Annotated in this window: 21 protein-coding genes; 10 read left to right on the top strand and 11 right to left on the bottom strand. The window is 44.6% G+C overall.

From position 1 onward, the window contains the following. The 3 genes from VL525_RS18985 to VL525_RS18975 form a co-directional block, all read left to right on the top strand. Positions 1-583, top strand: a 583-nt coding sequence (locus VL525_RS18985) for a vanadium-dependent haloperoxidase (protein ID WP_325388606.1), incomplete at its 5' end; no start/stop codon positions are given. Between the two features lie 20 nt (positions 584-603). Further along, positions 604-2,154, top strand: coding sequence for a VCBS repeat-containing protein (locus VL525_RS18980; protein WP_325388605.1), 1,551 nt, complete (start codon positions 604-606; stop codon positions 2,152-2,154). Between the two features lie 100 nt (positions 2,155-2,254). Further along, complete coding sequence (locus VL525_RS18975; RefSeq protein ID WP_325388604.1) at positions 2,255-2,518, top strand: hypothetical protein; 264 nt, start codon at positions 2,255-2,257, stop codon at positions 2,516-2,518. On the opposite strand, the gene VL525_RS18970 is transcribed toward VL525_RS18975, so the two are convergent. After that, positions 2,515-3,744, bottom strand: coding sequence for a multiheme c-type cytochrome (locus VL525_RS18970; RefSeq protein WP_325388603.1), 1,230 nt, complete (start codon positions 3,742-3,744; stop codon positions 2,515-2,517). The two genes, VL525_RS18975 and VL525_RS18970, sit on opposite strands and share 4 nt — an antisense overlap. 471 nt (positions 3,745-4,215) lie before the next feature. Here VL525_RS18970 and VL525_RS18965 point away from each other — a divergent pair, with 471 nt between their 5' ends. Next, positions 4,216-7,005 (top strand): glycoside hydrolase family 2 protein, encoded by a 2,790-nt coding sequence (locus VL525_RS18965; RefSeq protein ID WP_325388602.1) that lies wholly within the window; start codon positions 4,216-4,218, stop codon positions 7,003-7,005. A gap of 101 nt (positions 7,006-7,106) precedes the next feature. Next, positions 7,107-8,369, top strand: a complete 1,263-nt coding sequence (locus VL525_RS18960; protein WP_325388601.1) for an NAD(P)/FAD-dependent oxidoreductase — start codon at positions 7,107-7,109, stop codon at positions 8,367-8,369. A gap of 16 nt (positions 8,370-8,385) precedes the next feature. Here VL525_RS18960 and VL525_RS18955 read toward each other — a convergent pair whose 3' ends face one another. The 4 genes from VL525_RS18955 to pyrR form a co-directional block, all read right to left on the bottom strand. After that, positions 8,386-9,609 (bottom strand): glycosyl hydrolase family 8, encoded by a 1,224-nt coding sequence (locus tag VL525_RS18955; protein WP_325388600.1) that lies wholly within the window; start codon positions 9,607-9,609, stop codon positions 8,386-8,388. Between the two features lie 92 nt (positions 9,610-9,701). Then, the gene (locus VL525_RS18950) at positions 9,702-11,120 is read right to left on the bottom strand and encodes a serine hydrolase domain-containing protein (protein ID WP_325388599.1); all 1,419 of its coding nucleotides are present in this window, start codon (positions 11,118-11,120) and stop codon (positions 9,702-9,704) included. A 41-nt stretch (positions 11,121-11,161) separates the two neighbouring features. Next, positions 11,162-12,088, bottom strand: a complete 927-nt coding sequence (locus VL525_RS18945) for an aspartate carbamoyltransferase catalytic subunit (RefSeq protein WP_325388598.1) — start codon at positions 12,086-12,088, stop codon at positions 11,162-11,164. A gap of 8 nt (positions 12,089-12,096) precedes the next feature. Next, on the bottom strand, positions 12,097-12,642 hold the full coding sequence (gene pyrR / locus VL525_RS18940; protein WP_325388597.1) for a bifunctional pyr operon transcriptional regulator/uracil phosphoribosyltransferase PyrR: 546 nt from the start codon (positions 12,640-12,642) through the stop codon (positions 12,097-12,099). 217 nt (positions 12,643-12,859) lie between these two features. On the opposite strand from pyrR, the gene VL525_RS18935 reads away from it, so the two are divergent. Next, positions 12,860-14,467: an aminopeptidase P family protein gene (locus VL525_RS18935; protein WP_325388596.1), complete on the top strand. Its 1,608-nt coding sequence runs from the start codon at positions 12,860-12,862 to the stop codon at positions 14,465-14,467. Between the two features lie 78 nt (positions 14,468-14,545). Here VL525_RS18935 and VL525_RS18930 read toward each other — a convergent pair whose 3' ends face one another. The 3 genes from VL525_RS18930 to VL525_RS18920 form a co-directional block, all read right to left on the bottom strand. Continuing rightward, entirely contained in the window at positions 14,546-15,451 is a 906-nt protein-coding gene (locus tag VL525_RS18930) for a hypothetical protein (protein ID WP_325388595.1), read from the bottom strand. A 308-nt stretch (positions 15,452-15,759) separates the two neighbouring features. Then, positions 15,760-17,712 (bottom strand): 30S ribosomal protein S1, encoded by a 1,953-nt coding sequence (rpsA, locus tag VL525_RS18925; RefSeq protein ID WP_325388594.1) that lies wholly within the window; start codon positions 17,710-17,712, stop codon positions 15,760-15,762. 249 nt (positions 17,713-17,961) lie between these two features. Beyond that, positions 17,962-18,630 (bottom strand): hypothetical protein, encoded by a 669-nt coding sequence (locus tag VL525_RS18920; protein ID WP_325388593.1) that lies wholly within the window; start codon positions 18,628-18,630, stop codon positions 17,962-17,964. A 164-nt stretch (positions 18,631-18,794) separates the two neighbouring features. On the opposite strand from VL525_RS18920, the gene tyrS reads away from it, so the two are divergent. From tyrS to VL525_RS18905, 3 genes are read left to right on the top strand one after another with little or no spacing between them, the layout of a single operon-like run. Beyond that, positions 18,795-20,078: a tyrosine--tRNA ligase gene (gene tyrS / locus VL525_RS18915; RefSeq protein WP_325388592.1), complete on the top strand. Its 1,284-nt coding sequence runs from the start codon at positions 18,795-18,797 to the stop codon at positions 20,076-20,078. 37 nt (positions 20,079-20,115) lie between these two features. Then, a complete protein-coding gene (gene parS, locus VL525_RS18910) occupies positions 20,116-20,613 on the top strand; it encodes a type II toxin-antitoxin system Xre/ParS family antitoxin (RefSeq protein ID WP_325388591.1) in 498 nt (165 codons plus the stop codon). Then, positions 20,613-21,068: an RES family NAD+ phosphorylase gene (locus tag VL525_RS18905; RefSeq protein WP_325388590.1), complete on the top strand. Its 456-nt coding sequence runs from the start codon at positions 20,613-20,615 to the stop codon at positions 21,066-21,068. Before parS ends, VL525_RS18905 begins: the two co-directional genes overlap by 1 nt. A gap of 3 nt (positions 21,069-21,071) precedes the next feature. Here VL525_RS18905 and VL525_RS18900 read toward each other — a convergent pair whose 3' ends face one another. Both VL525_RS18900 and VL525_RS18895 read right to left on the bottom strand, forming a co-directional pair. Then, positions 21,072-21,719 (bottom strand): PH domain-containing protein, encoded by a 648-nt coding sequence (locus VL525_RS18900; protein ID WP_325388589.1) that lies wholly within the window; start codon positions 21,717-21,719, stop codon positions 21,072-21,074. Positions 21,720-21,847: 128 nt separating this feature from the next. Beyond that, a complete protein-coding gene (locus tag VL525_RS18895; protein WP_325388588.1) occupies positions 21,848-22,834 on the bottom strand; it encodes an acyl transferase in 987 nt (328 codons plus the stop codon). Between the two features lie 159 nt (positions 22,835-22,993). Between VL525_RS18895 and VL525_RS18890 the strand changes: the two genes are divergently transcribed. Then, positions 22,994-23,665, top strand: coding sequence for a lipid-binding SYLF domain-containing protein (locus tag VL525_RS18890; RefSeq protein ID WP_325388587.1), 672 nt, complete (start codon positions 22,994-22,996; stop codon positions 23,663-23,665). A gap of 221 nt (positions 23,666-23,886) precedes the next feature. Here VL525_RS18890 and VL525_RS18885 read toward each other — a convergent pair whose 3' ends face one another. After that, positions 23,887-25,035 carry a hypothetical protein gene (locus VL525_RS18885; protein WP_325388586.1) on the bottom strand — a complete coding sequence of 383 codons (1,149 nt, stop codon included), beginning with the start codon at positions 25,033-25,035 and terminating at the stop codon, positions 23,887-23,889. Between the last annotated feature and the right edge of the window lie 34 nt (positions 25,036-25,069).

Raw genomic sequence — 25,069 nt, 5'->3', positions numbered from 1 at the left:
ACAGGAAACGATAGCCCGCTACTGGGACGACAACCCCTTTGTGGTGATGCACAACGGGCACATGATGTTTGCCGACAAGAAGATCACCCCCGGGGGGCACTGGATCGGCATTACCACGATAGCCTGCCGGCAAAGCAAGGCCAGCGCCACCAAAACGGCGCAGGCCTATGCCCTGACCTCGATCGCCCTGTTCGAATCATTCATCACCTGCTGGGAAGTAAAGTACACCTATGCGTATGTAAGGCCGGTAACGGTGATCAACGAAAAGGTAGACCACAACTGGCTGCCGCTGTTGCAAACACCCCCGTTCCCGGAATACACGGCAGGACACAGCACCATAAGTGCCGCATCAGCTGTAGTACTAACCCATGAATTTGGCGACAACTATGCCTTTCACGACACCAGCGACCTGAAATACATCGGTTTGCAGCGGGACTTCAAATCGTTCATCAAGGCATCGGACGAAACAGCGATGAGCAGGTTCTATGGCGGCATCCACTACCTGAACAGTTCGGTTGAAGGCGCCAAACAGGGCAAACTGGTAGGCGAACTCATCTGGAATAAATTGAAACTGAATAACTGATAATATTTCTGATACTGATCATGAAACTCAATAAAACCGGGCTATACACAATTTATTTACTGCTATTTGTCTTCCTGCTGGCTGGCGGCATGTTATTCAACGGGTGTACAAACAATAATGCGAGGATATATAAACCAACGGGCGATACTATAGCCGATGGCAAGATGCTGGCTCAAAAATATTGCACTAAATGCCACCAGGCGGTTCAGCCGGAGGCCTTAACAAAAGATGTATGGAAATTCCATACGCTGCCAGCCATGTCGCACTATCTTGGGTTATCAACTTACGGCGTAGATTATTATAAAAAAGCACCTGACACCAGCGGCATTTCATTACCCGAGTGGCAGATGATAGTAGCGTATTACATCAAAGCGGCGCCGAAAGAATTACATGCTGCTAACAAACCCGCTCCATTGGTTAGCGATTGGGCGGGTTTTAGCCTGAGAAAGCCGGAGCCAGCAAAAAATATTGCCTATACAACAATGACTGCTGTTGATCCGTCTACAAATAAATTATACACCAGCGATGTTATCACATCAAAATTATACGAATGGGATGCAAACCTTAAAAGCCGCACGGCTGCCGAGCTTCCGTCAGCAGCCGTAGATGCTGCCTTTACTACAGAAAATGGTGCTCACCAGGGTGTGTTCTCATGCATAGGTCAGATAATGCCGATGGATTTTCCGGACGGAAGGGTAATGAAAGTCGACCTGGATTCTAAAAAAACTAATATCGAGCCCTCATTGGTTCAGTCAGACCTGGCAAGGCCGGTGCAAACTATTAGCGGAGACTTTAATAAAGATGGTTTGTCTGATTGGGTAATACTTGGCCAGGGCAACGCTATCGGCGGGGTTTATTTATTGAAGCAGAACGCCGATCACACTTTTACACAAAACACCATCTCGGACAAAGCAGGCGCAGCACAAGGAATTGTCGGAGACTTTAACAATGATGGCTGGCCTGACCTGATGATATTATTTGGAAGAGGGGACGAAGGTGTGTGGATGTTTTTAAATGATCAAAAGGGAGGGTTTACAACCAAAGTTATACTTGAGCTTCCACCGGCTTATGATTGTAACAGTTTTCAACTGGCCGACATGAACCATGATGGAAAGCCTGACCTGGTACTTGCATGCGGTTATAACTATCACAATTCACGGATTTTTAAGCCTTACCACGGTTTATATATCTATACCAACGGCGGCGACTGGAAATTTAAACAGTCGTATTTTTACCCGATCAACGGTTGTACAAAAGTAGTTGTTGGCGACTTTGATAGCGATGGCGATACAGATATAGCCACCATAGCTTTTTTTGCAGATTTTAAGAATAATCCTGCAGAGAATTTTATCTATTTCGAACAGAATAAACCGATGGATTTTAAGCCGCACGCCATACCTGTAAACAAATACGGACGCTGGATGACCCTAACGGCAGCAGACATGAATCATGACGGCAAAATGGATATTATCCTGGGTAATTATTCAAATGGATTTATGTTAGAAGATGTAAAGCCATTTTGGGACCAGCATCTGCCTTTTATAGTATTGGAGAATCACAATGGGAAATGAGTGTGGTGGAAAATTGATTTGAGGCGCTTTCAAAATTGCAAATAAATTCGTCTGATTGTAACAAAAATATTACTACATTCGTGTAGAAGACCTAATTACAATGAGAAGGACTATTGTATATGTGGTGGCAATCCCCTTGCTGCTACTGGTAGTGACTAATCCCGGTTTGCGTGAATTCAAATCATATTTGCACGAAAGCCGGGGCAATGAGATTGCCGGCCGGGATGCCAATTTTTTTGTATTCTCGCTATACTCAAATATTGGCGACCATATCGACGCGCCGCGTAATACCCACATGATAAAATTCAGGTATCTGGGTATATTGGGAAACTTTTTTCCGATAGGTTCAGAGAACGTATTTTAGCGGGTGTTGCCTGCGGGCAGCTTAAGATATTTCAATATCTTTTTTGTCTCTTCCGGGTAAACTGCTATGTGATGTGTGTGTACCATGGCGCCGGATTTCCCGGCCACGATGAGCTTTGAAGCGAATGCAGGCATGTGACAGTCAATGCAATTGCTGGTTAGTAGTGCAGGTGGGAGTTTACCACTCAGCTTACATTCGTGATCACTACTTTTAGTATGGCAACTCATGCAACGGGCGGCAAATAATACTTGTTTATCACGTTCGTTTTGGTGCGTATTGTGACACGTGGCACAGCTCATATTTGTGCTGATAAAACATTTGCTTGTTGCCAGCATCCCGGTCTGGTCGCCATGGACATCGATGTCTTTATAATCAGCAGATAAATTTGCCGGAACTATTTTCATATACTTACTCAGCGTATCGCCAGGTTTGAAGCCGAATGTTGGCTTTAACATCACATTATTTGCCCCCGAATGGCATACCGCACACATGCTGATCTTTTGCTCCCTGGTAAGCGATCTATAAGTGGCAATATACTTTGCTTCTTTTACGGTCGGATTAGCTGTTTGGAACTCAACATGCTCTTCTGCCGGGCCATGACATCTTTCGCAATCGATATTGTAAATCATTGTTGCCCTGTCAAAACCTTCGGGATTTTGTACAAACAAAGGAAGTTTTCCGGGTACCACTTTCGCATACGACATGTGGCAGCCGAGGCATTGCGAGGTGATCATCCGTTCAAAGTCGGGGTCAGAGTTTTGATAGCCTGGGCTATTGATCCATTTTTGCGCGTTGCTAACGTGTGATACCGGCAATTGAAACAGTTCATTGGCCAGCCAATAAGCGTATGTTTGCCCTTTTACGCCACCAAAAACAATATCAAACTTACCCGATTCGCCTTTTTTCCCATCATGATAGGCTATCTGGTAAAAACCGCTTTTGCGTTTGTCCATAACCACTGTGGCATGCGGATTATATGTAATCTCGTTATGGCCCTTACCGAAATCGCCTTGTATCGTTGCCGAATCGGCTGGTTGGGACGATATAAAATGAGCGGTATGCAGGTACGATTCGGAGATGCTCTTATGACAACTTACACAGGATGCTGAACCGGCATAATCCTTGCCGCGCGGGTCCGGAGCCTTTTTCGTATTCAGACATTCGGACAGCGCAATAACCATAGGAATAAGGACGGCTCCAAACAATATAAGTTTAGTTTTTGACATAGGTGGCAGACGAGGTGGTAATGGCTACTATAATATCATTTACATGGATAGCGCTTGTTTAGTTGCTTTTGCTGTAAGATAACTGCTTTTTTAGTTTTAAACAGGATTGATAGATGTACCCCGGTAAAGTGTAGATAAACGGTGATTTTTAGCAGATAAATAATTTACAGGCACTGATATACAAAGAACAATTACTTCAATGTGTACCGTGAGCTTAATTAGGGTTGCCCAATATAACCTACTTAAAATTTAGTTTGTAAAATAACGCATTAAACGAACGTAAAAAGTTTATTACCCTGGATGAATTGAGCTTTAACCGTTGCAGGAACGCTTTTGAGCTACTGATCTATCCGTAAAATTTATGTTGCAATACAACCCTGGCCGGCGATTTAAAATAGTACAACAAAAGGGTAAATTAGTACAAGTTGCCGGGGCTGATTGTTAAGTAGTTTTACAAACAATATTGTACTGATGAAAAGACTTGTACTTATCCCGGCTGTACTGTTCACAATTAGTTTGATCTTTACCGGTCACGCGCTCGCTCAGAATGGAATAGTGAAACAGGTGAAATTGACAAACTTCGATTTGCAATCATCTGCCCTGATAACAGGATCGGGTAGCGAAATATCTGATCCGGCATACAAACCCAATGTTTATTGGTTCCCGGTAAAGGTGCCGTCCACAGTGCTGACCGGCCTGGTTGCCAATCATATTTACCCCGACCCTTACCAGGGACTTAATAATATGCTGATACCCGATGCGTCGGATCAGTTTAATAAAGAATATAACCTCGAACAATACAGTCATTTACCCAATAACCCCAACCCATGGAAGAAGCCCTATTGGTACCGTACCACTTTTAAAGTTCCGGCGGCCGATAAAGGGCGTTATTTTCAGCTGATATTTAAAGGGATCAATTACCGGGCCGCCGTTTGGCTCAACGGTAAGCTAATTGCTGATTCAGCTCAAATGGCGGGCATGTTTGCCGAGCATAACCTGGATGTTAGCAACGAAATAAAAGCTGGTGACGAGAATGCTCTTGCTGTAAAAATATATCCATTAGATTATCCCGGTTACCCATCCAAAGAGCAATTACAGGCACTCGGCCCGTTTTATGAGAACGGTGGCCCAACAGGGGATATAGGAAAAAATGTGACCATGCTTTGCTCTGTCGGTTGGGACTGGATACCGCCTGTACGTGACCGGAATATGGGGATCTGGCAGCCTGTGTTTTTGCGTACAAGCAGCGCCGTTACCATCAGTCGCCCGCAACTTATCACCGAATTACCACGGTTGCCCGATACCTCTATGGCCAGCCTTAAACTTAACCTTACATTAGCTAATCATGGCAAACAGGAACGGTCGGGTAAGCTAAAGATAAATATTTCACCCGAAAATTTTGCAGGAGTTGTGCCCCTGCAATACGTTGAAAATGTGATTGTTGATGGAAATGGGTCCAAAGAGATAAGATTAAACAAAGTCATCAGTAAACCACATTTGTGGTGGCCGAACAATTACGGCAGGGCTAACCTGTACAGGATCCGCCTGCAATATTTTGACCGCGATGGCTCGCTGGGTGATGACACTTCTTTTGTCTTCGGTGTGCGTACTGTGGGCTCAAGAACCACTACCGTTAAAGGATTTGTCCGGCGTGACTTTTACGTGAATGGCAAGCGCGTACATCTTGACGGCGGCGCGTGGGTGCCTGATATGATGGTGCACCGCGATTCGGCCAGGTACGACTATGAGATGCATTTGTGCCGGAATGCTAATGTTAATCTGGTACGCATCTGGGGCGGGGGCGTTACACCTCCCGACGCCTTCTGGAATGCCGCTGATAAATATGGCCTGATGGTGTGGTCGGATTTTTGGGTAACGGGCGATACCCAGGGCGAATTTAAAGGCTCACCCGACTGGCCGCTGGAAGGAAATGTGTTCATCAGGAACGTGGTGAGTACTATATACCGCATCCGCAACCATCCAAGCCTATTGGTTTGGACAGGCGGTAACGAGGGCCACGCACGACGGGAGTTGTACGATGCCATGCGTAACAATATCATAGCTCTTGATGGTACGCGGCCGTTTATCCCGAGTTCGTCAGGTTTTGCTAAACTGCCGCAGGGATGGGAGGGTTCCTATCCCGATAATATGCCTTCGGGTGTTTACAGCGGCGGCCCATACGCCTGGCGCGATCCGAAAATATATTACCGTTTAGCCGATGCAGGGCGCGATTGGGTGTTTAAAGATGAAACCGGCATACCCTCGCAGCCACCTTATAATACATTGGCTAAAATAATACCTAACCTGGTATGGGATACAAAATTGCCTTTTCCGCTCAATAATTCGTGGGGTTACCACGATGCGGCAACTGGTGCAGCCCAGTACGATAAATATATGGACGAAATGGTGAAGCGGTATGGCCAGCCGGAGACGATGGTCAATTTTTCGGATAAGATGCAACTGATGAATTATGTTGGCTACCAGGGCATATTTGAGGCAGCGGGACATAAATTGAATGAGACGGGTGGTGTGATGTTATGGAAGCTGAATGCCGCGCTCCCCAGCGTAGTTTGGCAGATATATGACTGGTACCTGGAGCCCAATGCTGGTTACTATGCTATGCAAAATGCATGTGAGCCGGTGCATATCCAGCTTAACCTGGATGATTCGACTGCGGCTATTATTAACCGGTATCATCAATCAACGGGGAACCTAAAAGCCAACGTTTCTATTTTTAATACTGATAGCAAGCTGATAAAAACCTTCACTGCTAATGCGGTTAGACTTGATTCGGCAGGAACGAAAGAGATCATACCTATTGGAAAAGCGTTAAAAGATATTAATGAAATGGTTTTTGTGGTGATGAACCTTAAAGACGGTGCGGGAAAAATGGTATCGCGCAATACTTATTGGTTGGCCCCGGGAAACGATTTGAAAGCTTTGAACAATATGCCAAATGCTAACGTGACTATCAAACTGCTAAATGCAATAAAAGAGAAAACGGAAGACAAGTGGACACTGGAGATCGCAAATACATCAGATAAGGTTGCCTTCTTTATACGGCCGCAATTAATCCAAAATGGAGAGGAAGTAATGCCCGGTTATTGGACATCGAACTACTTTACATTAGCTCCTCATGATCATATTACAGTTTCGGTTGGCGTGCCGTCGGCGAAGCTGCAAAACAGCCCGTTAACTATAGTTGTGGAAGGCTGGAATTTGAAGAAACAAACAATCGGTTTATCGGTTAAAGCAAAATAGCAATCAAGCGGTCATCTTTTGTAGTAAGGCCCTGGCTTGACCGGGGCTTTTTGTATTTAAAAGATGGTATCAAGCTAAATAGCGCCTAACTTGCAATTTATATGAAAAATGCTGACGTGATCGTTATTGGCGCGGGTGCTTCGGGTCTTATGGCAGCTTACACGCTTTCAAAGGCGGGTAAAACAGTGATAGTACTGGAAGCAAGGGATAGGATAGGCGGGCGTATCCATACCATTAGCGATGAATCGTTTTTTAAACACGCCGAACTTGGCGCCGAATTTGTACATGGCAATCTGCCCGTTACTTTACATTTACTAAAAAAGGCGGGTATTGAATATATTTCAGCCGAGGGGGAAATGTGGCATTACAATAATGGAAAGCTTGCTAAAGGAGCGTGGGATATTGAGGGTTGGGATAAAGTAATGGAGAAGTTAAGCCATTTGGATCATGATGTTAGTATAGGAAATTTCCTGCAGGATAATTTTAGCGGCGATAAATATGAAGCTTTAAGGAACGCTGTGAGCAGGTATGTTTCCGGCTATGATACTGCAGACCCTTTTTCGGCCAGTTCTTTTGCATTGCGCGAAGAATGGGAAAATGAGGACGAAGGGGCACAATACCGGGTAACGGGTGGGTATGGAAAATTGATCGATTTCCTGGCGAACGACAGTAAAACGAATGGCGCAGCCATATTGTTGAACGCGGTAGTGAAAGAAGTACGATGGGGTAACGGCAGACCTGAAGTGTTAACGGCTGATGGAAAAAAATATGGCGCGGGAAAGTTGGTGGTCGCATTGCCGTTGGGAGTATTGAACCGGGGCGCAATCATATTTCAGCCGGGGATCGATGCGCATGAAAACGCTTTAAAACAAATTGGTTTTGGAGCGATAGTAAAGCTGTTGTTTCAATTTAAGGAGCGGTTTTGGGAAACAGGAGAAGCGGCTAATTTGGGATTTGTTTTATCGGCCGAAGAGATACCTACCTGGTGGACACAATATCCAACGCATTCCGCAGTAATTACCGGCTGGCTTGGCGGGCCGCCTGCCGAATGCAGGAAGCATTTATCAGATGTTGATTTTTTGCGATCAGGTATCAGGTCACTTGCAAACATATTCAAACGCAAGCCGGCTGATCTGGAAAATGAGCTCGTATCGTGGAAAGTCGTGAATTGGACAACCGACTCGTTTACCTGCGGTTCGTATGCTTATGATATGGTGAACTCCAGCGCCGCGCGCAAGACATTAGAAGAGCCGGTTGATGATATGATCTACTTTGCCGGTGAATATTTATACGAAGGCGCTGCTATGGGCACAGTGGAAGCCGCACTATCAAGCGGGCTGAATGCCGCGAGAAAGTTGGAATAAATATAAGCACATCGATTTAGCGAGGCTCCCAGTAATTTCCCGAAAGGATGATCATATCCAATAATTTGATACTATTGTCGTAATAGTCATAATCCTTCAACTTGAAATTTACCAGGTAATCCCAAACCGCATTGAGCCATTTTTGGTTCTTCTTATCCACCATTGCCGATACAGCAAACGGGCCAATAAAGCTAAGTGCCTCAAAATACCGGCCCTTAATATCGTTCCCGGCCAAAGTATATCCCGCCGAAATATTATCCGGGTTGCCGCTGGTAGTTTGACGTATCCAGCCGTTTATTCTGTCGTTGATCGCCTTGGCCCTCGGGTCGCCGGTCATAAGGTAATCCGTAGCTATCCGCCAGGGTACGCGGCAGGCGTTGTAGTTATAATAACCATCGTATTTCGACTCAAGGAAGTGTGGTTGCGCAGGTTTAGCTTTATTATTAATGTTAATGATAAAGTCTGGTATAAGTCCGGCATCGGCGCTGTACGTTCGCGCCATATAAGCAAATAACTCGTAATTATTATTTACGACCTTTCCCCAGCGAATATCGCCGGTCGCCCTTTCAAATGCCTTAAAATTTGCCGGCATAAAGTCGGATGACCGCATGTCAAAATAATCCTTACTGTCGTACTCAACGGCATCACTTAACTTTACCGACCAGGTCTTTGGATTGATCTCATACTTCATGATGGCACCGATGATGTTGCGCGATTCCTTTAGATAGTTTACATTGCCCTTACTTCCCCATTGTTTATCAGCAAGCAACAAGGAGTACGCGATATCCATATCACCGTCTGTGGCTGAACTTTGATCAATATTGCGGCAGTTTTTATTTTGCGCCCATGCCATAAGGTACCCATGATTGTTGCGGTGCGCCTTGTAATAATTAAAAAGGCCATCGTATGTTACTTTTGCAGAAGGATCGGCACCGGCCATCAATACAGTAATGACCATACCATATCCCTGCCCCTCGGATACACATTGTTTTTCACCCTTGCGCTCGAACCATACATAATATTCATTGGCATTGCAGCCGGTTTTGATGTAGCGCTGCTTCCATTGGCGGTAAAAGTCAAGGGTAAGCCCGTCTGATTGCTGCTGGGTGATATGATCCGGCTTGATGGTTCCTTTATGATACCGGACATGTTGCGGAAAAGGTTTCTCCGCCTGTTGCGCCTTGGCGGCAACACCGATAGATAATGAAATTAAAGCAGGAAGGACGAATCTGAAAGGCATAAAACTTTAACGACGATTGCTAAGCCAAAGTACACTTTTGTTATCGCAGTGAATTGTTTTTGATCAATGAGCGTCCATACAGCCCGCTACCGTCATTGCAAACTTTTAACTATCTCACCCCCAACGGCGTCAATACTTGCCCCGCAATTTGACAGCACCACGACGGCAAATTTATTTTCAGGGTTGAATACCAGGAAGCTGCTGCATCCATACGTGCCGCCATTATGAAAATAATATTCAGCATTACCTATTTTAATGATATGCCAGCCGAGGCCAAGTTTAATGTCTTTGTCAAAAGTGGACCTATGTGTCAACTCAATTGCTTTTGATAGTTTGGTATTTGCCACCGTCATATTTGCTTTGGCATAGATGAGCAGATCGTTAACGGTTGAGCGAAGCGAGCCGCAAGGGGCTAATATTCCAAAATCCCATGCAGGGGTTTCTTTACCATTTTCGTTGTATACGGTAACAAAACGCTGTTTGAGCAATAGGTCCAGGTGCTGGGCGGTACTGCTCATTCCCAGTGGTTTACAAATAACGCCCTCCACCATTTGCTCAAACGCCTTTCCGCTAACTTGCTCCAGTATAGCGCCCAGCAGGCCAACGCCCAGGTTAGAGTATGCATATTTCTCGCCCGGTTTGCTCGCCAACTTGCAGGTTTGCAGGTAGGCGAACAAGTCTTGCTTCCGGTAATCCCTGTATGGGTTTAACGGGTCAAGCGAATGGTTTACCAGGTTATCGGGCAGCCGCGGCAAGCCCGACGTGTGATTGCTTAGCATCTGGAGGGTGATTCCCTGTAATTCGCGATTGACTGATACCGAATCGGGGAGGTACAGGGTGATGGGGTCGCTCAATTTAACTTTGCCATCGTTCGCGTAATAAGCCAGTAATGTAGCAGTAAATGTTTTGGTTATGGAGCCTATCTCGAACAACGTATTTGCACCGGGCAGTTTATTGTTCCCTTGTTTTGTTTCGCCATAGTTATATGTGCTGATAACGCCATTTCGAAGTATACCGATGCTAACACCTACTGCATTTGTTTTTTGGATGTACGGCCTTACGGCCGAGTCAATTTTTTTATCGGTTTGATTTCTCATCAGGTTGGTGGTGGCCACAGGCCCCGGCTTGTTGGAAACCTCGTCTTTATATGGTTGGAACAGGAAAAGTTCTATCTTGTCTTTATCGTCCAAATTCATCCACAGTTGCAAGGCAGTAGCATCAAACACCAGCTTGTAACGCCCGTCCTTGTTATTGACAAACGCTATCAGCGACGAGCTTTTGATGGAGCCGAGCGGAAACAATTGGTTAGTACATACATATCGAAAAGCATCTGGTGTTAGCGCCTTCCTGAACTTTTCCCCGGCAAGTGAATAAATGGAATCAGGCTGTTTATTGTTAAAATATTTTTTTACAAGATTAAATACAGAATCAGTTTTTCGCTGCTGGCTTTGGGCGGGGGCAGCTAATGACACTGCACTGAAAAGAATAATTAACCAAATGCTGATTTTCATAGCACAAATATACCGATCAACAAATGAACCAATGGGTGAAGCTACTGCGTTTGGCCTGCCAAAAGGTATAATACGGCCATTCGTATAGCAACACCATTCTCTACCTGGTCAAGGATGATGGATTGCTTACTATCGGCCACGTCGCTGGTAATTTCCACACCCCGGTTGATAGGACCGGGATGCATGATGGTGATCTCCTTATCCAGTGAATCCAGTATCTGCTTATTCAACCCGTAAAGCATGCTGTATTCGCGTAGTGAAGGAAAATATTTGATATCCTGCCGCTCTAATTGTATGCGCAGCATATTAGCCACATCGCACCAGTTAAGAGCCTTAAGCAAGTCGTGTTCAACCTTAACGCCAAGGGCGCCGATGTATTTTGGTATCAGTGTTGTCGGTCCGCAAACCATTACTTCGGCGCCTAATTGTTTAAGGCAAAGAATATTGGAGAGCGCCACGCGCGAGTGGAGAATATCGCCTACTATAGCAATTTTTCTTCCGGCAACATCGCCATATTTTTCGCGGATAGAGAAAGCATCCAGCAAAGCCTGTGTAGGGTGCTCGTGCGCACCGTCACCGGCATTTACTATCTGCGCTTTTACATGTTTTGAAAGGAATATCCCCGCGCCGGCGTACGGGTGGCGCATTACAACCATATCCACTTTCATGGCCAGGATGTTATTTACTGTATCGATAAGCGTTTCGCCTTTGCTAACTGAAGAAGAGGAGGCGGCGAAATTAACGACATCGGCCGATAAGCGCTTTTCGGCCAATTCGAACGATAAACGTGTGCGGGTCGAATTTTCGAAGAAGATATTCGCAATGGTCACGTCACGCAGCGAAGGCACTTTTTTTATCGGGCGGTTTAATACGGATTTAAATTCGTCAGCGGTTTCGAATATCAATTCAATGTCAGATCGGTTCAGATCCTTAATTCCCAATAAATGCCTTGTACTTAAGTTGGCCATTCCTTATATTATTTAGCTTCTGATACTAAAACTATTTTATCTTCTCCATCTGTTTCTTTCCAGCTTACAACTACTTTCTGTGATGCTATGGAATCAACTTCGATGCCGGTATAATCAGCCCCGATGGGCAGATGGCGCGAATACCGCCTGTCTACCAGCACCAGCAATTCAACCTTCTCCGGCCGGCCAAAATACAGCATACCGTCCATGGCTGCACGAATGGTACGGCCTGTCCACAGTACATCGTCCACCAGTATCACTTTTTTACCTTCGATGATAAAATCTATGCGCGTTTGATTAGGCACCAGCTGCCTTTCGCCGCGCCGGAAGTCGTCGCGATAAAAAGTAACATCCATATCGCCTTGTAAAATGGTTTTACCTGGTAATATCTTGCGTAATTCTTCGGCTACGCGCCGGGCAAGGTAAATACCGCGCGGTTGTGTGCCTATCAATACAGTATTTGAGAAGTCGTCGTGATTTTCAATAAGCTGACGACATAAACGTTGTATGGTTATCTGGAACTTTGGACCGTCGAGCAGCGTGAGGTTTTGCATCGTTGGGTGGATTTGGGCAAAGATATAGTTTAGATATGAGATTTTAGATAGGAGATGTGAGATTGTTTGCTGTGCAATGGTTAAGGTAAATTCGAAATTGAGCATTCGAAATTCAGAACTGCACACGATAGGGTAAACTCACCTTTCAATTTTTTTCTACCTTAAATACCGCAATTACCTGATATATTTACCTTAGGAAAACTAATCACACATCACAATGAAATTTATCCATAAAGCGCTGTTTGCAGCAATAATTGCCTGCATGGTTTCTGTTCAATGCTTCTCGCAGGAAAATGCTGATGAGAGCCTGCCAAAGGATTACCTGACTAAAGAGTTCCATGCCGGAAGGAGGGATGCGCTGCGTAAGTTGATGCCCGCCAACTCGGTGGCCGTTGTATTTGCCTATCCCGAGCGGGTATTTTCAAATGATGTGAATTATGTTTACCATCCAAACCCCGACCTGTATTACTTTTCGGGTTATAAAGAGACCAGCGCTGTGCTGTTTATTTTTAAAGAAATGCAGCACGGGGCGGATGGCGATTATAACGAATTGTTTTTTGTGCAGAGCCGTGACCCGCGGCAGGAGCAGTGGACCGGCAGACGACTTGGTACAGAAGGGGTGAAAAACAAATTGGGTTTTGCTAAAACGTTTAATAGCGGGGATTTTGCCAAATACCCGGTCGACTTAAAAAAGTATAAGCTGTTTTATGATAGCTTCCCGATTGATGAAGGTAATATGAAACCGCTTTTCGACGCTTTCAGGGCTAAAGCAGATGTGCAGAGCATTGCGCCGGGGGTGCTACAAACTTTAGGGATAATTGCCAAATATGGTTCTCCGAGAAATATCGACAGGATATTGGATTTTTATGCGAAAGGGCAGCAGGATGAGCCGGCTTTTAAAAATAATGAACTATTACAGTCCGTTATCAGCAAACACGATTCGGTTGCGCTGGCTGCATTTAAGGTGAAATACAACGAGCAATTTGGCGGGGTGACAGGTTACAGCGACTTTACGACCGAACTGCGGGGTGTTAAAACTGCGGAAGAGATGGACCTGATGCGGAAAACAGTGAAAATATCCAGCCTGGCCCATGCTGAAGCTATGCGTGCGGTGAAACCACAGATGTCGGAAACTGAACTGGCAGGCATTATGTTTTATGTGCATAAACATTATGGCGCCGAAGACGAAGGGTACCCGCCGATCGTAGGTGCTGGTGCAAACGGCTGTATCCTGCACTACGAGGAAAACAACGCTACACAGGTGAAAAACCAATTAGTGCTGATGGATGTTGGCGCCGAATACCATGGCTATTCAGCCGATGTAACGAGGACATTCCCGGCTAACGGCAAATTTACCGAAGAGCAAAAAGCTATTTACCAGCTGGTATACGATGCACAGGAGGAGGTTTTCAAAATGTGTAAAGATGGTGTTCCGTATGGCGACCTGGAAAAAAGGACGAGAGAAGTGCTTTCAGCCGGGCTGATCAAACTCGGCCTGATCAAAGATGCAAAGGATGTTGGCAAGTATTATCCTCACGGTGTTTCGCACCACCTCGGTTTGGATGTACATGATAAAGGTGCATATGGCGGACCACTGAAGGAGAATATGGTAATAACGGTTGAGCCGGGTATTTATATTCCGGCAGGCAGCGATTGCGATAAAAAATGGTGGAATATTGGCGTACGTATCGAGGACGATGTGCAAATCGGAAAGGATGCTGGTATACTATTATCTGGCGATGCCCCCCGCAAATGGCAGGATGTAGAGAAAACCATAGCAGAGAAAAGCATTTTTGATTCAGGGAAATTTCCGGAGCTGAAGTAGCGCATTGTCGTCAGTGGGGACACTGACGACTGGGTGGGGAGAAGGTGTTGGTTATTTTTAATATAAATGACTTTACGGTTAATAACCGACAACTGTTATAGCTGATACCTGTCCTTTGTTTTTGCCAAGCTGTATGCGTTTCCCATTCTTCCAATATATAGGGTAATCATCACTTCCGGCGACATAAGTGTCATTATTCTGAATCACGATAGCACTGGCGAATGACTCCTTACCGATATATGGTAAATAATTTATAATGCCATTTTTCCAGTAAACAGCGCCGAAGGTCGCTAAGCCGTTATGAGTAGGAACATATACATACCCTGATTGGTACACATTGTTTTCATCTGCGTAAATCCCATTGGCTTCGCCATACAAACGGGGTGATTTGGGTGACAAACTTATGCTATCGCGATTTTTCCAATACATAGGTACGACAGCGTTTTCCAGGTGAGAGCCTGGTATGTATGCATCCCCATCCTGTATAAATATGCTGTTTGCCATTGTCTTTATGAATGTGACATTGTTATCCAACTCAATAGGTTTGCCATTTTTCCAATAGGTGGCAACCTCCCAACGGTTTTCGGGACCATTTGTCTCACCATGTATAATTTGATATCCGGCCATGTAAATATTGCCTGCATCAACTGTTATAGATAATATCCGGCCATCACCTAATGTGTCGGGTAAGCCATTCTTCCAAAAGGTAATTTTCTCATTCCCAAGGCCATATAACGTTCCAACCATATAAATATCCTTACCCTTTGCGGCAACGCCATATATTGTACCACGCCCGAACTTGGTGAGCACTCCATTTTTCCAACAGGCTGCGATAGCAGTCCTATCCCTGCCGTTGGGCAAGGGTATTGAAATATCTCCAACTACATACACATCCTTGCCAATAACGGTAATGCCATTTGCTCTTGATCCTTTTACCGTGTCGGTAAGAATAGTTGGCACGCCATTCTTCCAGTATGTTGCCACTGACGAGCCACTTATTGTTTTTGGGGAAGAAGATTCGATATAAGTTGAACCGGCAAGGTAGATGTCTGTATGCTTAAAATGTGGTTTCTTTTTCCTAATGCATGAGGATGTTGCACATAAAACCATGACAAGGAGTAGTAAACGAAGTTTAAGATTCATCAAGGATTAGGGTGTTGGTATATACAATTCGATATGAAAAATAATAAAAACCTATTGGAATGACAAACGGGATTTTTGATGTGTAATACATGTAACAAAAAGCCCCGCTCGTTTCCGGGCAGGGCTTAAAGGATTTAATTTATTTAAGCTTACTTGGCTTCTTCTTCCGATTTCTTCTTTTTGGCTTTGCTTTCAGCACCTTCCATCTGTTCTTTCAGCTGGGCAAGTACACTAAGATCGCCTAAAGTAGATTTCTCAACCGAGTCTTTCACTTTCTTCACCGCGTTTACAGTAGCTTTTGCTTCTTTCTTGCGGCTGTCGTTTTCCTGGTTCCTAACCTCGTTGCGGGCTTCTTCCCAGATACGTGCATGTGAAATTACGATACGTTTGCTTTCCTTATTGAACTCAATGATCTTGAATTCGGCAGCTTCTTCAGCTTTAAGGCTTTTGCCGTCTTCCTTCACAATGTGTTTGGTAGGAGCGAAACCTTCAACACCATAAGGCAGGGCAACAACTGCACCTTTATCAGTTACTTTCAACACTGTACCTTCGTGGATAGAATCCAGGGTGAAGATTGTTTCGAAAGTATCCCATGGGTTTTCTTCCAGTTGTTTGTGGCCCAGGCTAAGCTTGCGGTTCTCAACATCCAGTTCAAGTACAACCACGTCTAATTTTTCACCTACTTTGGTAAATTCGTTAGGGTGATTTACTTTCTTAGACCATGAAAGGTCGGAGATATGGATCAATCCGTCTATGCCGTCTTCCAGTTCAACAAACACGCCGAAGTTGGTCATGTTTTTAACTGTAGCAATATGTTTGGTGCCTACTGCATATTTGTCAGCAGCATTTTGCCATGGGTCAGGAGTAAGTTGTTTGATACCCAGTGACATTTTGCGCTCGTCGCGATCCAATGTCAATACTTGTGCTTCAACTTCGTCACCAACTTTCAGGAATTCTTGAGGGTTGCGCAGGTTTTGAGACCACGACATTTCTGATACGTGGATCAAACCTTCAACACCCGGGATGATCTCGAGGAATGCGCCGTAATCGGCAACGGTAACAATTTTGCCTTTAACTTTCGAACCCACCTGGATGTTTTCGTCAAGCGACTGCCAAGGATGCGGGGTAAGTTGTTTCAAACCAAGGGCGATACGTTTTTTCTCGTCATCAAAGTCGAGTACAACCACGTTGATCTTCTGATCGAGTGCCAATACTTCGCGCGGATGCTCGATACGGCCCCATGAAATGTCGGTGATGTGTAATAAGCCGTCAACGCCACCCAAGTCGATGAATACACCGAAGTCGGTAATGTTTTTAACGGTTCCTTCCAATACCTGGCCTTTTTCCAATTTGGCCACAATTTCAGTTTTTTGGTTTTCCAAATCGTCTTCGATCAGCACTTTGTGCGATACCACTACGTTTTTAAACTCGTGGTTGATCTTAACAACTTTGAATTCCATTGTTTTGCCCACATATACATCATAATCCCTGATAGGTTTGATGTCGATCTGTGAACCTGGTAAAAAGGCTTCAACGCCCATTATATCTACGATCAAACCACCCTTGGTTCTGCTTTTTACAAAACCGGTGATAATTTCGTCGTTATCCAATGCACTATTAATTCTTTCCCATGATTTCTGGGTTTTTGCACGTTTGCGCGAAAGTACCAACTGTCCGTTAGCATCTTCCTGCGACTCAACGAAAACCTCAACCGAATCGCCTATTTTCATATCAGGCGTATCACGGAATTCAGATACTGATACCAAACCGTCGGATTTAAAGCCGATATTCAATACCACATCTTTGCTGTTGATACTTACAACGATACCGCTGATGATCTCGCCTTTGTTGATAGAGCTGAAAGTTCCATCATACATTTTCTCGAATTTTTCGCGGTCGCTATCGCTGTAATTACCGAATTTTTTGTCGTCAGCATCCCAGTCGAAATCTTCTGCAGCTGCTGCAATTTTTGATTTGATCTCTTCGATCGACAATGAATCAGCTTCTGATTCAATGCTCTCTTTTTCCTTGGTCGCGGTAACTACATCGAGTTCTGCTTCCTTAGCTTTTAATTCTTTTTCTGCTTCTTGTTTTTTTGCCAAAATAAATTTTCTCCTTTTCCCAATGCAATTGGGACTGCAAAGGTACGGATATATTTTATTGTAATAAAAAATATTTTACTGTTAATTATTGATTTTTAAGCGGTTTTATAGGGATTACACCGATTTATTTAAGGGCATTTCGCCAATTTATTAGGATGATTGCGCATATCAGTCAAAATGATTGCACCAATAGGGGTAAAATGATATTACCAATTTGTGTTTTATGGCGCTGAATATTTGCTTTCAGCTTCAGGCTTTCAGCTTTATATCTATCTCATCAAAAATCGACATAAAGTTATTGTACAAACCATCCCTATAAACCGACAAGACTGCATTCATCCGGCCCTCATGCTCTATAGTAAACGGATCATCCCATATCCGCATGCAGATACGTTTCAGGGCATAGGATATCTGCTGGGTATCGGCATAGGTTTCCAGGTAGCGGCTTTTCTTGAAATTTTCATAAAACCGGAAAAACTTATCCGTTTCCGCCACGCCCGAAAAGTTGAGGAATTGTTTTATGGTATCAAGATCGCAGGAATGGAGGTGGTTGTAGAAATTATCTACAGATACTTTATCTGTGGTCAAAAGTAAATTATCAAGTATCAACTCCAGTGCGATGTGCCCGATGAAAAAGGGTTTTACTGGCGAGCCTTTGACCGCCGGCGTTAATAATTTACGCAATTCGCTTGACCGGGTAATGAAAAAATGGGATGAATGAAAATAACGGTCTACTTCCAGGTGCTTACGCCAACCGAGTATGATGTCGTTTATTTTGGTATTGGGATGGGTAAGTTTTTCAGGGTGAATGATAATGGTTTTATCTGCATTTTTTAAAAGATCGGGCAGTACCGTTCCCAGGGTATGGTAACAGTTCGTGGTGTCCCGGTCGAAATAAAAATGCGACAGAAAATTCATATATGTTCACTTCGAGATGATTTTATTGTTCAAGATACGCAGTTTTTTTATGATTGCGCTGATTTTATACAATGATTACACCGATTTGATGGAATGATTACACCGTTTATTAAGAACGATTACACCGATTTTCGTATATCTTTGCGCTTTTTAGAATTAGATAAATGAATTTTGTTGAAGAACTACGCTGGCGGGGCATGTTGCATGATATTATGCCCGGAACGGAAGAATTGCTGAATAAAGGTATGGCTTCGGGCTATATCGGTTTTGACCCAACGGCGGATTCGCTGCATGTTGGCAGCCTGGCGCAGATAATGACATTGATACATTTTCAACGTGCCGGGCATAAACCTTTTGCCCTGGTTGGCGGCGCTACCGGCATGGTTGGTGATCCATCGGGCAAATCGGCCGAGCGTAATTTATTATCCGAAGACGTTTTGCAGCATAACCTTCAAGGCATACAAAAGCAACTGGAGAAATTCCTGGACTTTGATCGCGGTGCAAACAGCGCGCAGATGGTGAATAATTACGACTGGTTTAAGAATTATACGTTTTTGAATTTCATACGCGATGTAGGTAAGCACATCACGGTAAATTATATGATGGCCAAGGATTCGGTGAAAAACCGCATCAGCGGCGATACCGGTATGTCGTTCACCGAATTTACTTATCAATTAGTGCAGGGGTACGATTTTTATTATTTGTGGAAACATAACAATTGTGTGTTGCAAATGGGCGGATCGGACCAATGGGGAAATATTGTGACGGGTACCGAACTTATACGCCGCAAGGATGGGGGCGAGGCTTTCGCATTGACCACCCAACTTATTAAAAAAACGGACGGCTCTAAATTTGGCAAAACCGAGGGCGGCAATATATGGCTCGACCCTGAAAAGACGTCGCCTTATAAGTTTTACCAGTTTTGGCTGAATACAAGTGACGATGACGCGAAATCATATATCCGCATATTTACTTTATTCGACCGCGAAACAATAGAGGCTTTGGAAGCCGAACACGCTTTGGCACCCCATCAGCGCGCTTTACAAAAGGCATTGGCAAAAGATATTACGATCCGTACACATGGGGAAGAGGAGTATAATAAGGCAATTCAGTCGTCGGACTTTTTGTTCGGAAACACGGGTATCGAGTTTCTTGGCGAGTTAAATGAGGCTGAAGTTCTCGGAATATTTGAGGGCGTGCCAAATTTCAATGTGTCGTTGGATGAGTTAAAGCACGGGGTCAATGTTACCGATCTGCTTGCGGTGAACACCGCTGTATTCCCGTCAAAGGGTGAGGCCCGTAAGATGATACTGGGAGGGGGAGTAGCCATCAACAAAAACAAAGTAGCTTCGCCGGATGATACCTATAATGCAGATAGCCTGATCGGCGGTAAATTCCTTGTTGCTCAAAAAGGAAAGAAGAATTATTTTTTAATTGTTGCGGAATAATTTGGATTTTAGACAAAATGTAATTATTTTTGGACAAATGTCGTATAAGGGGAAACATAGTCCGGAAATTTACGTTAACGAGCCAATGGCTTTGTATGTAACTAAAAGTAGTGGAAGTTTATTCAATAACCTGTTCGGCAGTAATGCCAAGCAGGTTGCCGCGATGACTGATTTCGATATGCTGCAGCTTACCCGCAGCGGCCTGCCCAAACATTTACTTTTGTCTTTGGCCAAACGGATATCCCTTACTATTCAGGAGTTTGCTGATATTATGCACATTTCTGAACGCACTTTGCAGCGTTACGATGATGATGCCATTATTAAAACTGAATACGCTGAAAAAGCTGTAGAACTTGCCCGGCTATATACACGCGGCGAGGAAGTATTCGGCTCGCTCGATAAATTTAAAACCTGGATGAAAACCCCGCTCCATGTTTTCAAGGGTGAAACACCCGTTTCACTTTTGGATTCGTCTGTTGGTTTTGATATGGTTTTTAAGGAGCTGGGCCGTATCGAGCACGGTGTTTTTGCCTGATGGTCCTCTATCGTATAACAAATGCCAAATATGCCGATGACCTTAGCGGTAATGGCGCGCGTTTATATGGCGGCCGCTGGAATAGCGAAGGCAAACCTATGATGTACCTGGCGTCGTCCCGATCGTTAGCCGTGCTGGAATCTTTGGCTTACCTTGTACCGACAAATATCCCAAATAACTTTCTTATTCTGAATATCGAAGTTCCCGACGATTTTTTGGAGATACCCGAAAATGTTTTGCCTGATAACTGGAACGAGTATCCCGAACAGCACATCCTAAAACAAATAGGAAATTCGTTCCTGCAAAAAAATGAGCATCTGCTTCTGAAAGTACCTTCGGCACTGGTGCCCGAGGAATTCAATTATCTGATGAACCCGTTGCACCCAAAAGCAACAAAGGCAAAGATCGTCAGGAAAACACCTTTTAACTTTGATGAGCGACTGGTGGGCCAGTAACTATTAAAGATCGCTCAACAACTCCAGCTTCTTGGCGTTATATTCATCCTGTGATATAAGTCCCTGATCGAATAAGGTGCGGAGCTTTTTGAGCTTTTCCGTTAATTCATCCCTTTTGGGCTCTTCCTGTAAAGGCGGCGCCACTATTGAAGGGGCCACTGCAACCGGTTCCGGTGCTGCGGGCTGGTTAGCAGTTGCAGCATGCTCGAAATTAAACGAACCGGACTCGGCGCGTTTTTCTTCCAGTTCGCGCTGGCGGCGCAGTTCGCGTTCCTCTTCCTTACGCCCCTGCGCGTATTGATATAGTTTGCGGGCCTGAACCTTTGGCAGATAATCTACACCCATTTCGGCCTGGTTGGTTGTTTTTACGGTGAAAATAGCACCAATTATCTCTTCCTTAACAAAAACATCAACAATGTCCTTCCAAACGAAATCAATGAATTTGATGGACAGCCCAAGATTGGCCGGGGTGAAAAATAACACCCGTTTATTTGTAAGCGCCACGCAGTCGGGTAATATGTTCACCAGCGGTTTCTTTTGCGTAGCAATGTAAATTATTTCCTCGCCTGTGGTTAGCAGGTCGACTAATCGTGTATATACTTTTTCAACCGCTTTGGGGTCCTGCTGGTCGTTTAAAAATTTGTCCGTCATAACATTCATCAATTTTTGATGTGAACGCAAAAATAATGATTAATTGTATTTGATTAGGTGAATAAGTTAGATTAAGTTAGTTGAGTTGGATAAGGTTGTTTCAATTATTTTTTAACCATTTAACTTAATCAACTAACCAACAGGTTGCAGCCCCGTATATCCGAATTATCAAAACGCCCTAATACTTCGAACGATCCATCAGCATAAACTTTGCCCAGATCCTGAGTGGCGATGAATGAACATGAATTGATATTGCCCAGGTCGATCACGTTAATGCCGCCGGTATGCCCATCGGCAAGTACGGACATAGGGTCGTTGGTGTCGCGGGTGATGATCTTCATCCAGGGCGGGCAATTGAATATGCCCTCACCTATTGAATAAGCCTGCGAAAGAAGTTCGGTCATGCCATATTCCGAGTGGATCGATTTTACGCCAAAGCCCTTACACAGCGTTCGATGCAGCTCCTCGCGTATCATTTCCTTTCGACGTCCCTTCATACCGCCGGTTTCCATCACGATCAACTCCGGGAAATCCATTTGATAATTCTCCACAAAATCAAGCAGGGCGAAAGTAACCCCAATGAGCAGGGTGGGTTTATTAGCGGCCTTTTGTTTGTTTAGCTGCGCGAACAACTCATTATGATTGTAAAGAAAAAAGCCGCTATCGGGGTTTTGGGAGTTTTTAACCAGGTCTTCGGCCATATAAATAAGTGAAGACCCTTCCCGTTCCAGGTAGGAAGGCAACAGCCCCAGCACGCAATAGCTTTTAATATCGCCATAAAATATTTCAAAAGCCCGGCGGAAACTTTCCTCATACCAGCTAACATCGGTAACCAGGTGTTTGCTGTTGATCATCCCGGTGGTACCAGAACTTGTGAAAGTGACCTGGACCTCTGCATCCGTACTCAATATATCACGAGATTTGAAGAAACTGATTGGCAGAAAGGGTATGTCCTCAACTGTTTTGACCGAATTGACATCGATACCGAGATTGGTCACAAAATCCCGGTAAACTAAGCAATGCTGAGCCTGAAAGCGGAATACCTGCAATGCTGCATCAACAAACTGTTGCTGATTGCTGATAGAAAATACCTGTTGCTTGCCTGGATTATTCATGGCGTAAAGATAGGGGATGTGAAGATGTGCGGATACGCAAATGTGCATATACCGGAATCGGATAAGTTTTAAGAGCCATCGAGACTTGTTTAACTATGAAAATCCCGTGACAAAACAAGTATGTAACTTTGCCGTTTAGAAAATATCAAGTTACAAACTATGAAAACGATCAAATTTTTAGGTATTCCACTCATGTTAAGTTTATTCCTGCTGATAACATCTGCTACAACCGGGGATAAGGAAACAGAGCGTATACATGCCGCAGCTAATGTGTTAAAGGATTTTAGCACGATGAAAGAAAAAATCCCTCACGACCTTATAGCCCAATACGAGGGCATCGTTATCATTCCAAAATTAATTAATGCCGGATTTGGCATCGGCGGTAAAAGGGGCAAAGGCGTGGCCATTGTAAAACTTGCCGACGGAAGCTGGAGCAACCCGGTTTTTATTACCTTGACGGGTGGTAGCATTGGTCCGCAGATAGGCGTGCAATCAGTTGACCTGGTAATGGTTTTTAAACACAAAGGCGTGCTGACCAAAGTGGAAGATGGCGATTTTACTATCGGGGGCGACGCATCAGCCGCCGCGGGGCCTGTTGGGAGAACGACGTCGGCTAACACCGATTATAAGTTGGAGGCAGAGATATATTCTTATTCCCGCAGCCGCGGGCTGTTCGCAGGGGTCAGCATCAATGGCTCCAGCTTGAACATTGATAAGGATGCGATAAAAGATTATTATGGCGATGGCGTAACAGCCAATGACGTTTTTGCTGAGGGGACCAGCAATACGGACGCAGTAAAATTGCTGAAGACAACTTTAGCAAGCTTGTAAACAAATCAGAACAAAACAACCCATACACTAAGTGTTCACGCCACCGCCACTTGCCAATGGTTGTGTCATGCTAAGCTGTTGATTATTAGGCGTTAAGATTTTAATAAAGTGCAAAAAGTGCCCCATTTTTGCACTTTTCGTGAACACCTGTAAACGGTCAAATGGAGTAAAATAAAAAGCCCCTCTCTTGCGGAGAGGGGTGGGGTGAGGCTAACGCCAACTCAATCATTAAACCCCGTATCTCTTAGTTTGATAAAATCATCCAGTGTTTCCAGTTTAATGCCTTTGGTCTTCATTTTTTTGATGTACGAGGCAGTAACGCCGTGGTTACGCAGTTCTTCGGCTTTCTCCAGGCTGATGTTTTTGAACCCGAGGTCATTAATGCTTTTGATAAAATCAGCGGTTACGCCATGGTCGCGCAGGCTCTGGGCTTTATCCAGGGTGATATCTTTATAACCCAGTTTCTGCATGCTGTTGATAAAATCTACCGTAACGCCATGGTCGCGCAATTCCTGTGCCTTATCCAGCGTCATATTAGGGTAGCCCAGCTTTTTCAAACTGGCTACATACTCAGTAGTAACGCCGTGATCACGCAGATCCTGTGCCTGGTCGAGCGTCACATTCGCATCGCCCATTTTTTTCAGGCTGGCAATGTATTCAGCTGTCACGCCATGGTCGCGCAGTTCTAGTGCTTTATCCAGCGAAAAACCTTTGTAACCCATTTGATGGATGCTGGCAATGTATTTAGGAGTTACCCCATGTTCTCTCAATTCCACCAGTTTATCGATGGACTGGTGTCCATAACCTTCTGCTTTAAACAGGGCGAAGTATTCCTCCAGCACCCTGCGGCTTAAATTCTGCTCGGCCAGGTCCTTAAACTGGTCGTTGGAAATTGAAGGGTAACCATTATCCTTCATAAAGTCGAAAAAACCTTTGTTAATATCAGTAAAGAAAACCGCCAGCATCAGCTCACCATCAAGCTTACTGTAACCCTTTTGCTCCAGGTACGATTTAAAGGCCGCGTTTTGTTCAAATGTATAAGTACCGTGCCCCCAATGATCCTGGAATACACCTTTAAAGGTCAGCTTGCCCGACTCGCGCGTCAGACCAAACGTGCCAACTTTTTCAGCCGGCAGGGTACCCAATTCGGCAGTGGTGAAATTCCGCCCGTTGCTCCAATGCCGGGCATAGAACTGGATGTTCACTATCCCATCCTTCACCACAGCATCCCAGGTGCCGGGCGGATGGCCGAATTGTCCTGACGACTGCTCATCGTCGCCCTTCTCCTTTTGCTGCGAAAATGCCTGGCCCGCAAATGCTACTGATAAAGTCAGCACCGCAAAACAGCTTATGATCGTTTTCTTATTCATTTTGTTAAGTTGTTTGTCTGTTATAAATGTTTAT

The sequence above is a fragment of the Mucilaginibacter sp. genome (assembly GCF_035492695.1).
Taxonomy (GTDB): Bacteria; Bacteroidota; Bacteroidia; order Sphingobacteriales; family Sphingobacteriaceae; genus Mucilaginibacter.
Note: the sequence above shows the minus strand (reverse complement) of the source record. Positions and strands in the feature narration are given on the sequence as shown.

What these genes read in the sequence shown, in the direction of transcription:
- VL525_RS18955 (WP_325388600.1), bottom strand. Translation starts at nt 9,609, where the DNA reads ATGCCTTTCAGATTCGTCCTTCCTGCTTTAATTTCATTATCTATCGGT.
- parS (WP_325388591.1), top strand. Translation starts at nt 20,116, where the DNA reads ATGTCGTATAAGGGGAAACATAGTCCGGAAATTTACGTTAACGAGCCA.
- VL525_RS18890 (WP_325388587.1), top strand. Translation starts at nt 22,994, where the DNA reads ATGAAAACGATCAAATTTTTAGGTATTCCACTCATGTTAAGTTTATTC.
- pyrR (WP_325388597.1), bottom strand. Translation starts at nt 12,642, where the DNA reads ATGCAAAACCTCACGCTGCTCGACGGTCCAAAGTTCCAGATAACCATA.
- VL525_RS18960 (WP_325388601.1), top strand. Translation starts at nt 7,107, where the DNA reads ATGAAAAATGCTGACGTGATCGTTATTGGCGCGGGTGCTTCGGGTCTT.
- VL525_RS18905 (WP_325388590.1), top strand. Translation starts at nt 20,613, where the DNA reads ATGGTCCTCTATCGTATAACAAATGCCAAATATGCCGATGACCTTAGC.
- VL525_RS18980 (WP_325388605.1), top strand. Translation starts at nt 604, where the DNA reads ATGAAACTCAATAAAACCGGGCTATACACAATTTATTTACTGCTATTT.
- VL525_RS18965 (WP_325388602.1), top strand. Translation starts at nt 4,216, where the DNA reads ATGAAAAGACTTGTACTTATCCCGGCTGTACTGTTCACAATTAGTTTG.
- VL525_RS18950 (WP_325388599.1), bottom strand. Translation starts at nt 11,120, where the DNA reads ATGAAAATCAGCATTTGGTTAATTATTCTTTTCAGTGCAGTGTCATTA.
- VL525_RS18970 (WP_325388603.1), bottom strand. Translation starts at nt 3,744, where the DNA reads ATGTCAAAAACTAAACTTATATTGTTTGGAGCCGTCCTTATTCCTATG.
- VL525_RS18900 (WP_325388589.1), bottom strand. Translation starts at nt 21,719, where the DNA reads ATGACGGACAAATTTTTAAACGACCAGCAGGACCCCAAAGCGGTTGAA.
- VL525_RS18895 (WP_325388588.1), bottom strand. Translation starts at nt 22,834, where the DNA reads ATGAATAATCCAGGCAAGCAACAGGTATTTTCTATCAGCAATCAGCAA.
- VL525_RS18935 (WP_325388596.1), top strand. Translation starts at nt 12,860, where the DNA reads ATGAAATTTATCCATAAAGCGCTGTTTGCAGCAATAATTGCCTGCATG.
- VL525_RS18885 (WP_325388586.1), bottom strand. Translation starts at nt 25,035, where the DNA reads ATGAATAAGAAAACGATCATAAGCTGTTTTGCGGTGCTGACTTTATCA.
- VL525_RS18975 (WP_325388604.1), top strand. Translation starts at nt 2,255, where the DNA reads ATGAGAAGGACTATTGTATATGTGGTGGCAATCCCCTTGCTGCTACTG.
- tyrS (WP_325388592.1), top strand. Translation starts at nt 18,795, where the DNA reads ATGAATTTTGTTGAAGAACTACGCTGGCGGGGCATGTTGCATGATATT.
- VL525_RS18920 (WP_325388593.1), bottom strand. Translation starts at nt 18,630, where the DNA reads ATGAATTTTCTGTCGCATTTTTATTTCGACCGGGACACCACGAACTGT.
- VL525_RS18945 (WP_325388598.1), bottom strand. Translation starts at nt 12,088, where the DNA reads ATGGCCAACTTAAGTACAAGGCATTTATTGGGAATTAAGGATCTGAAC.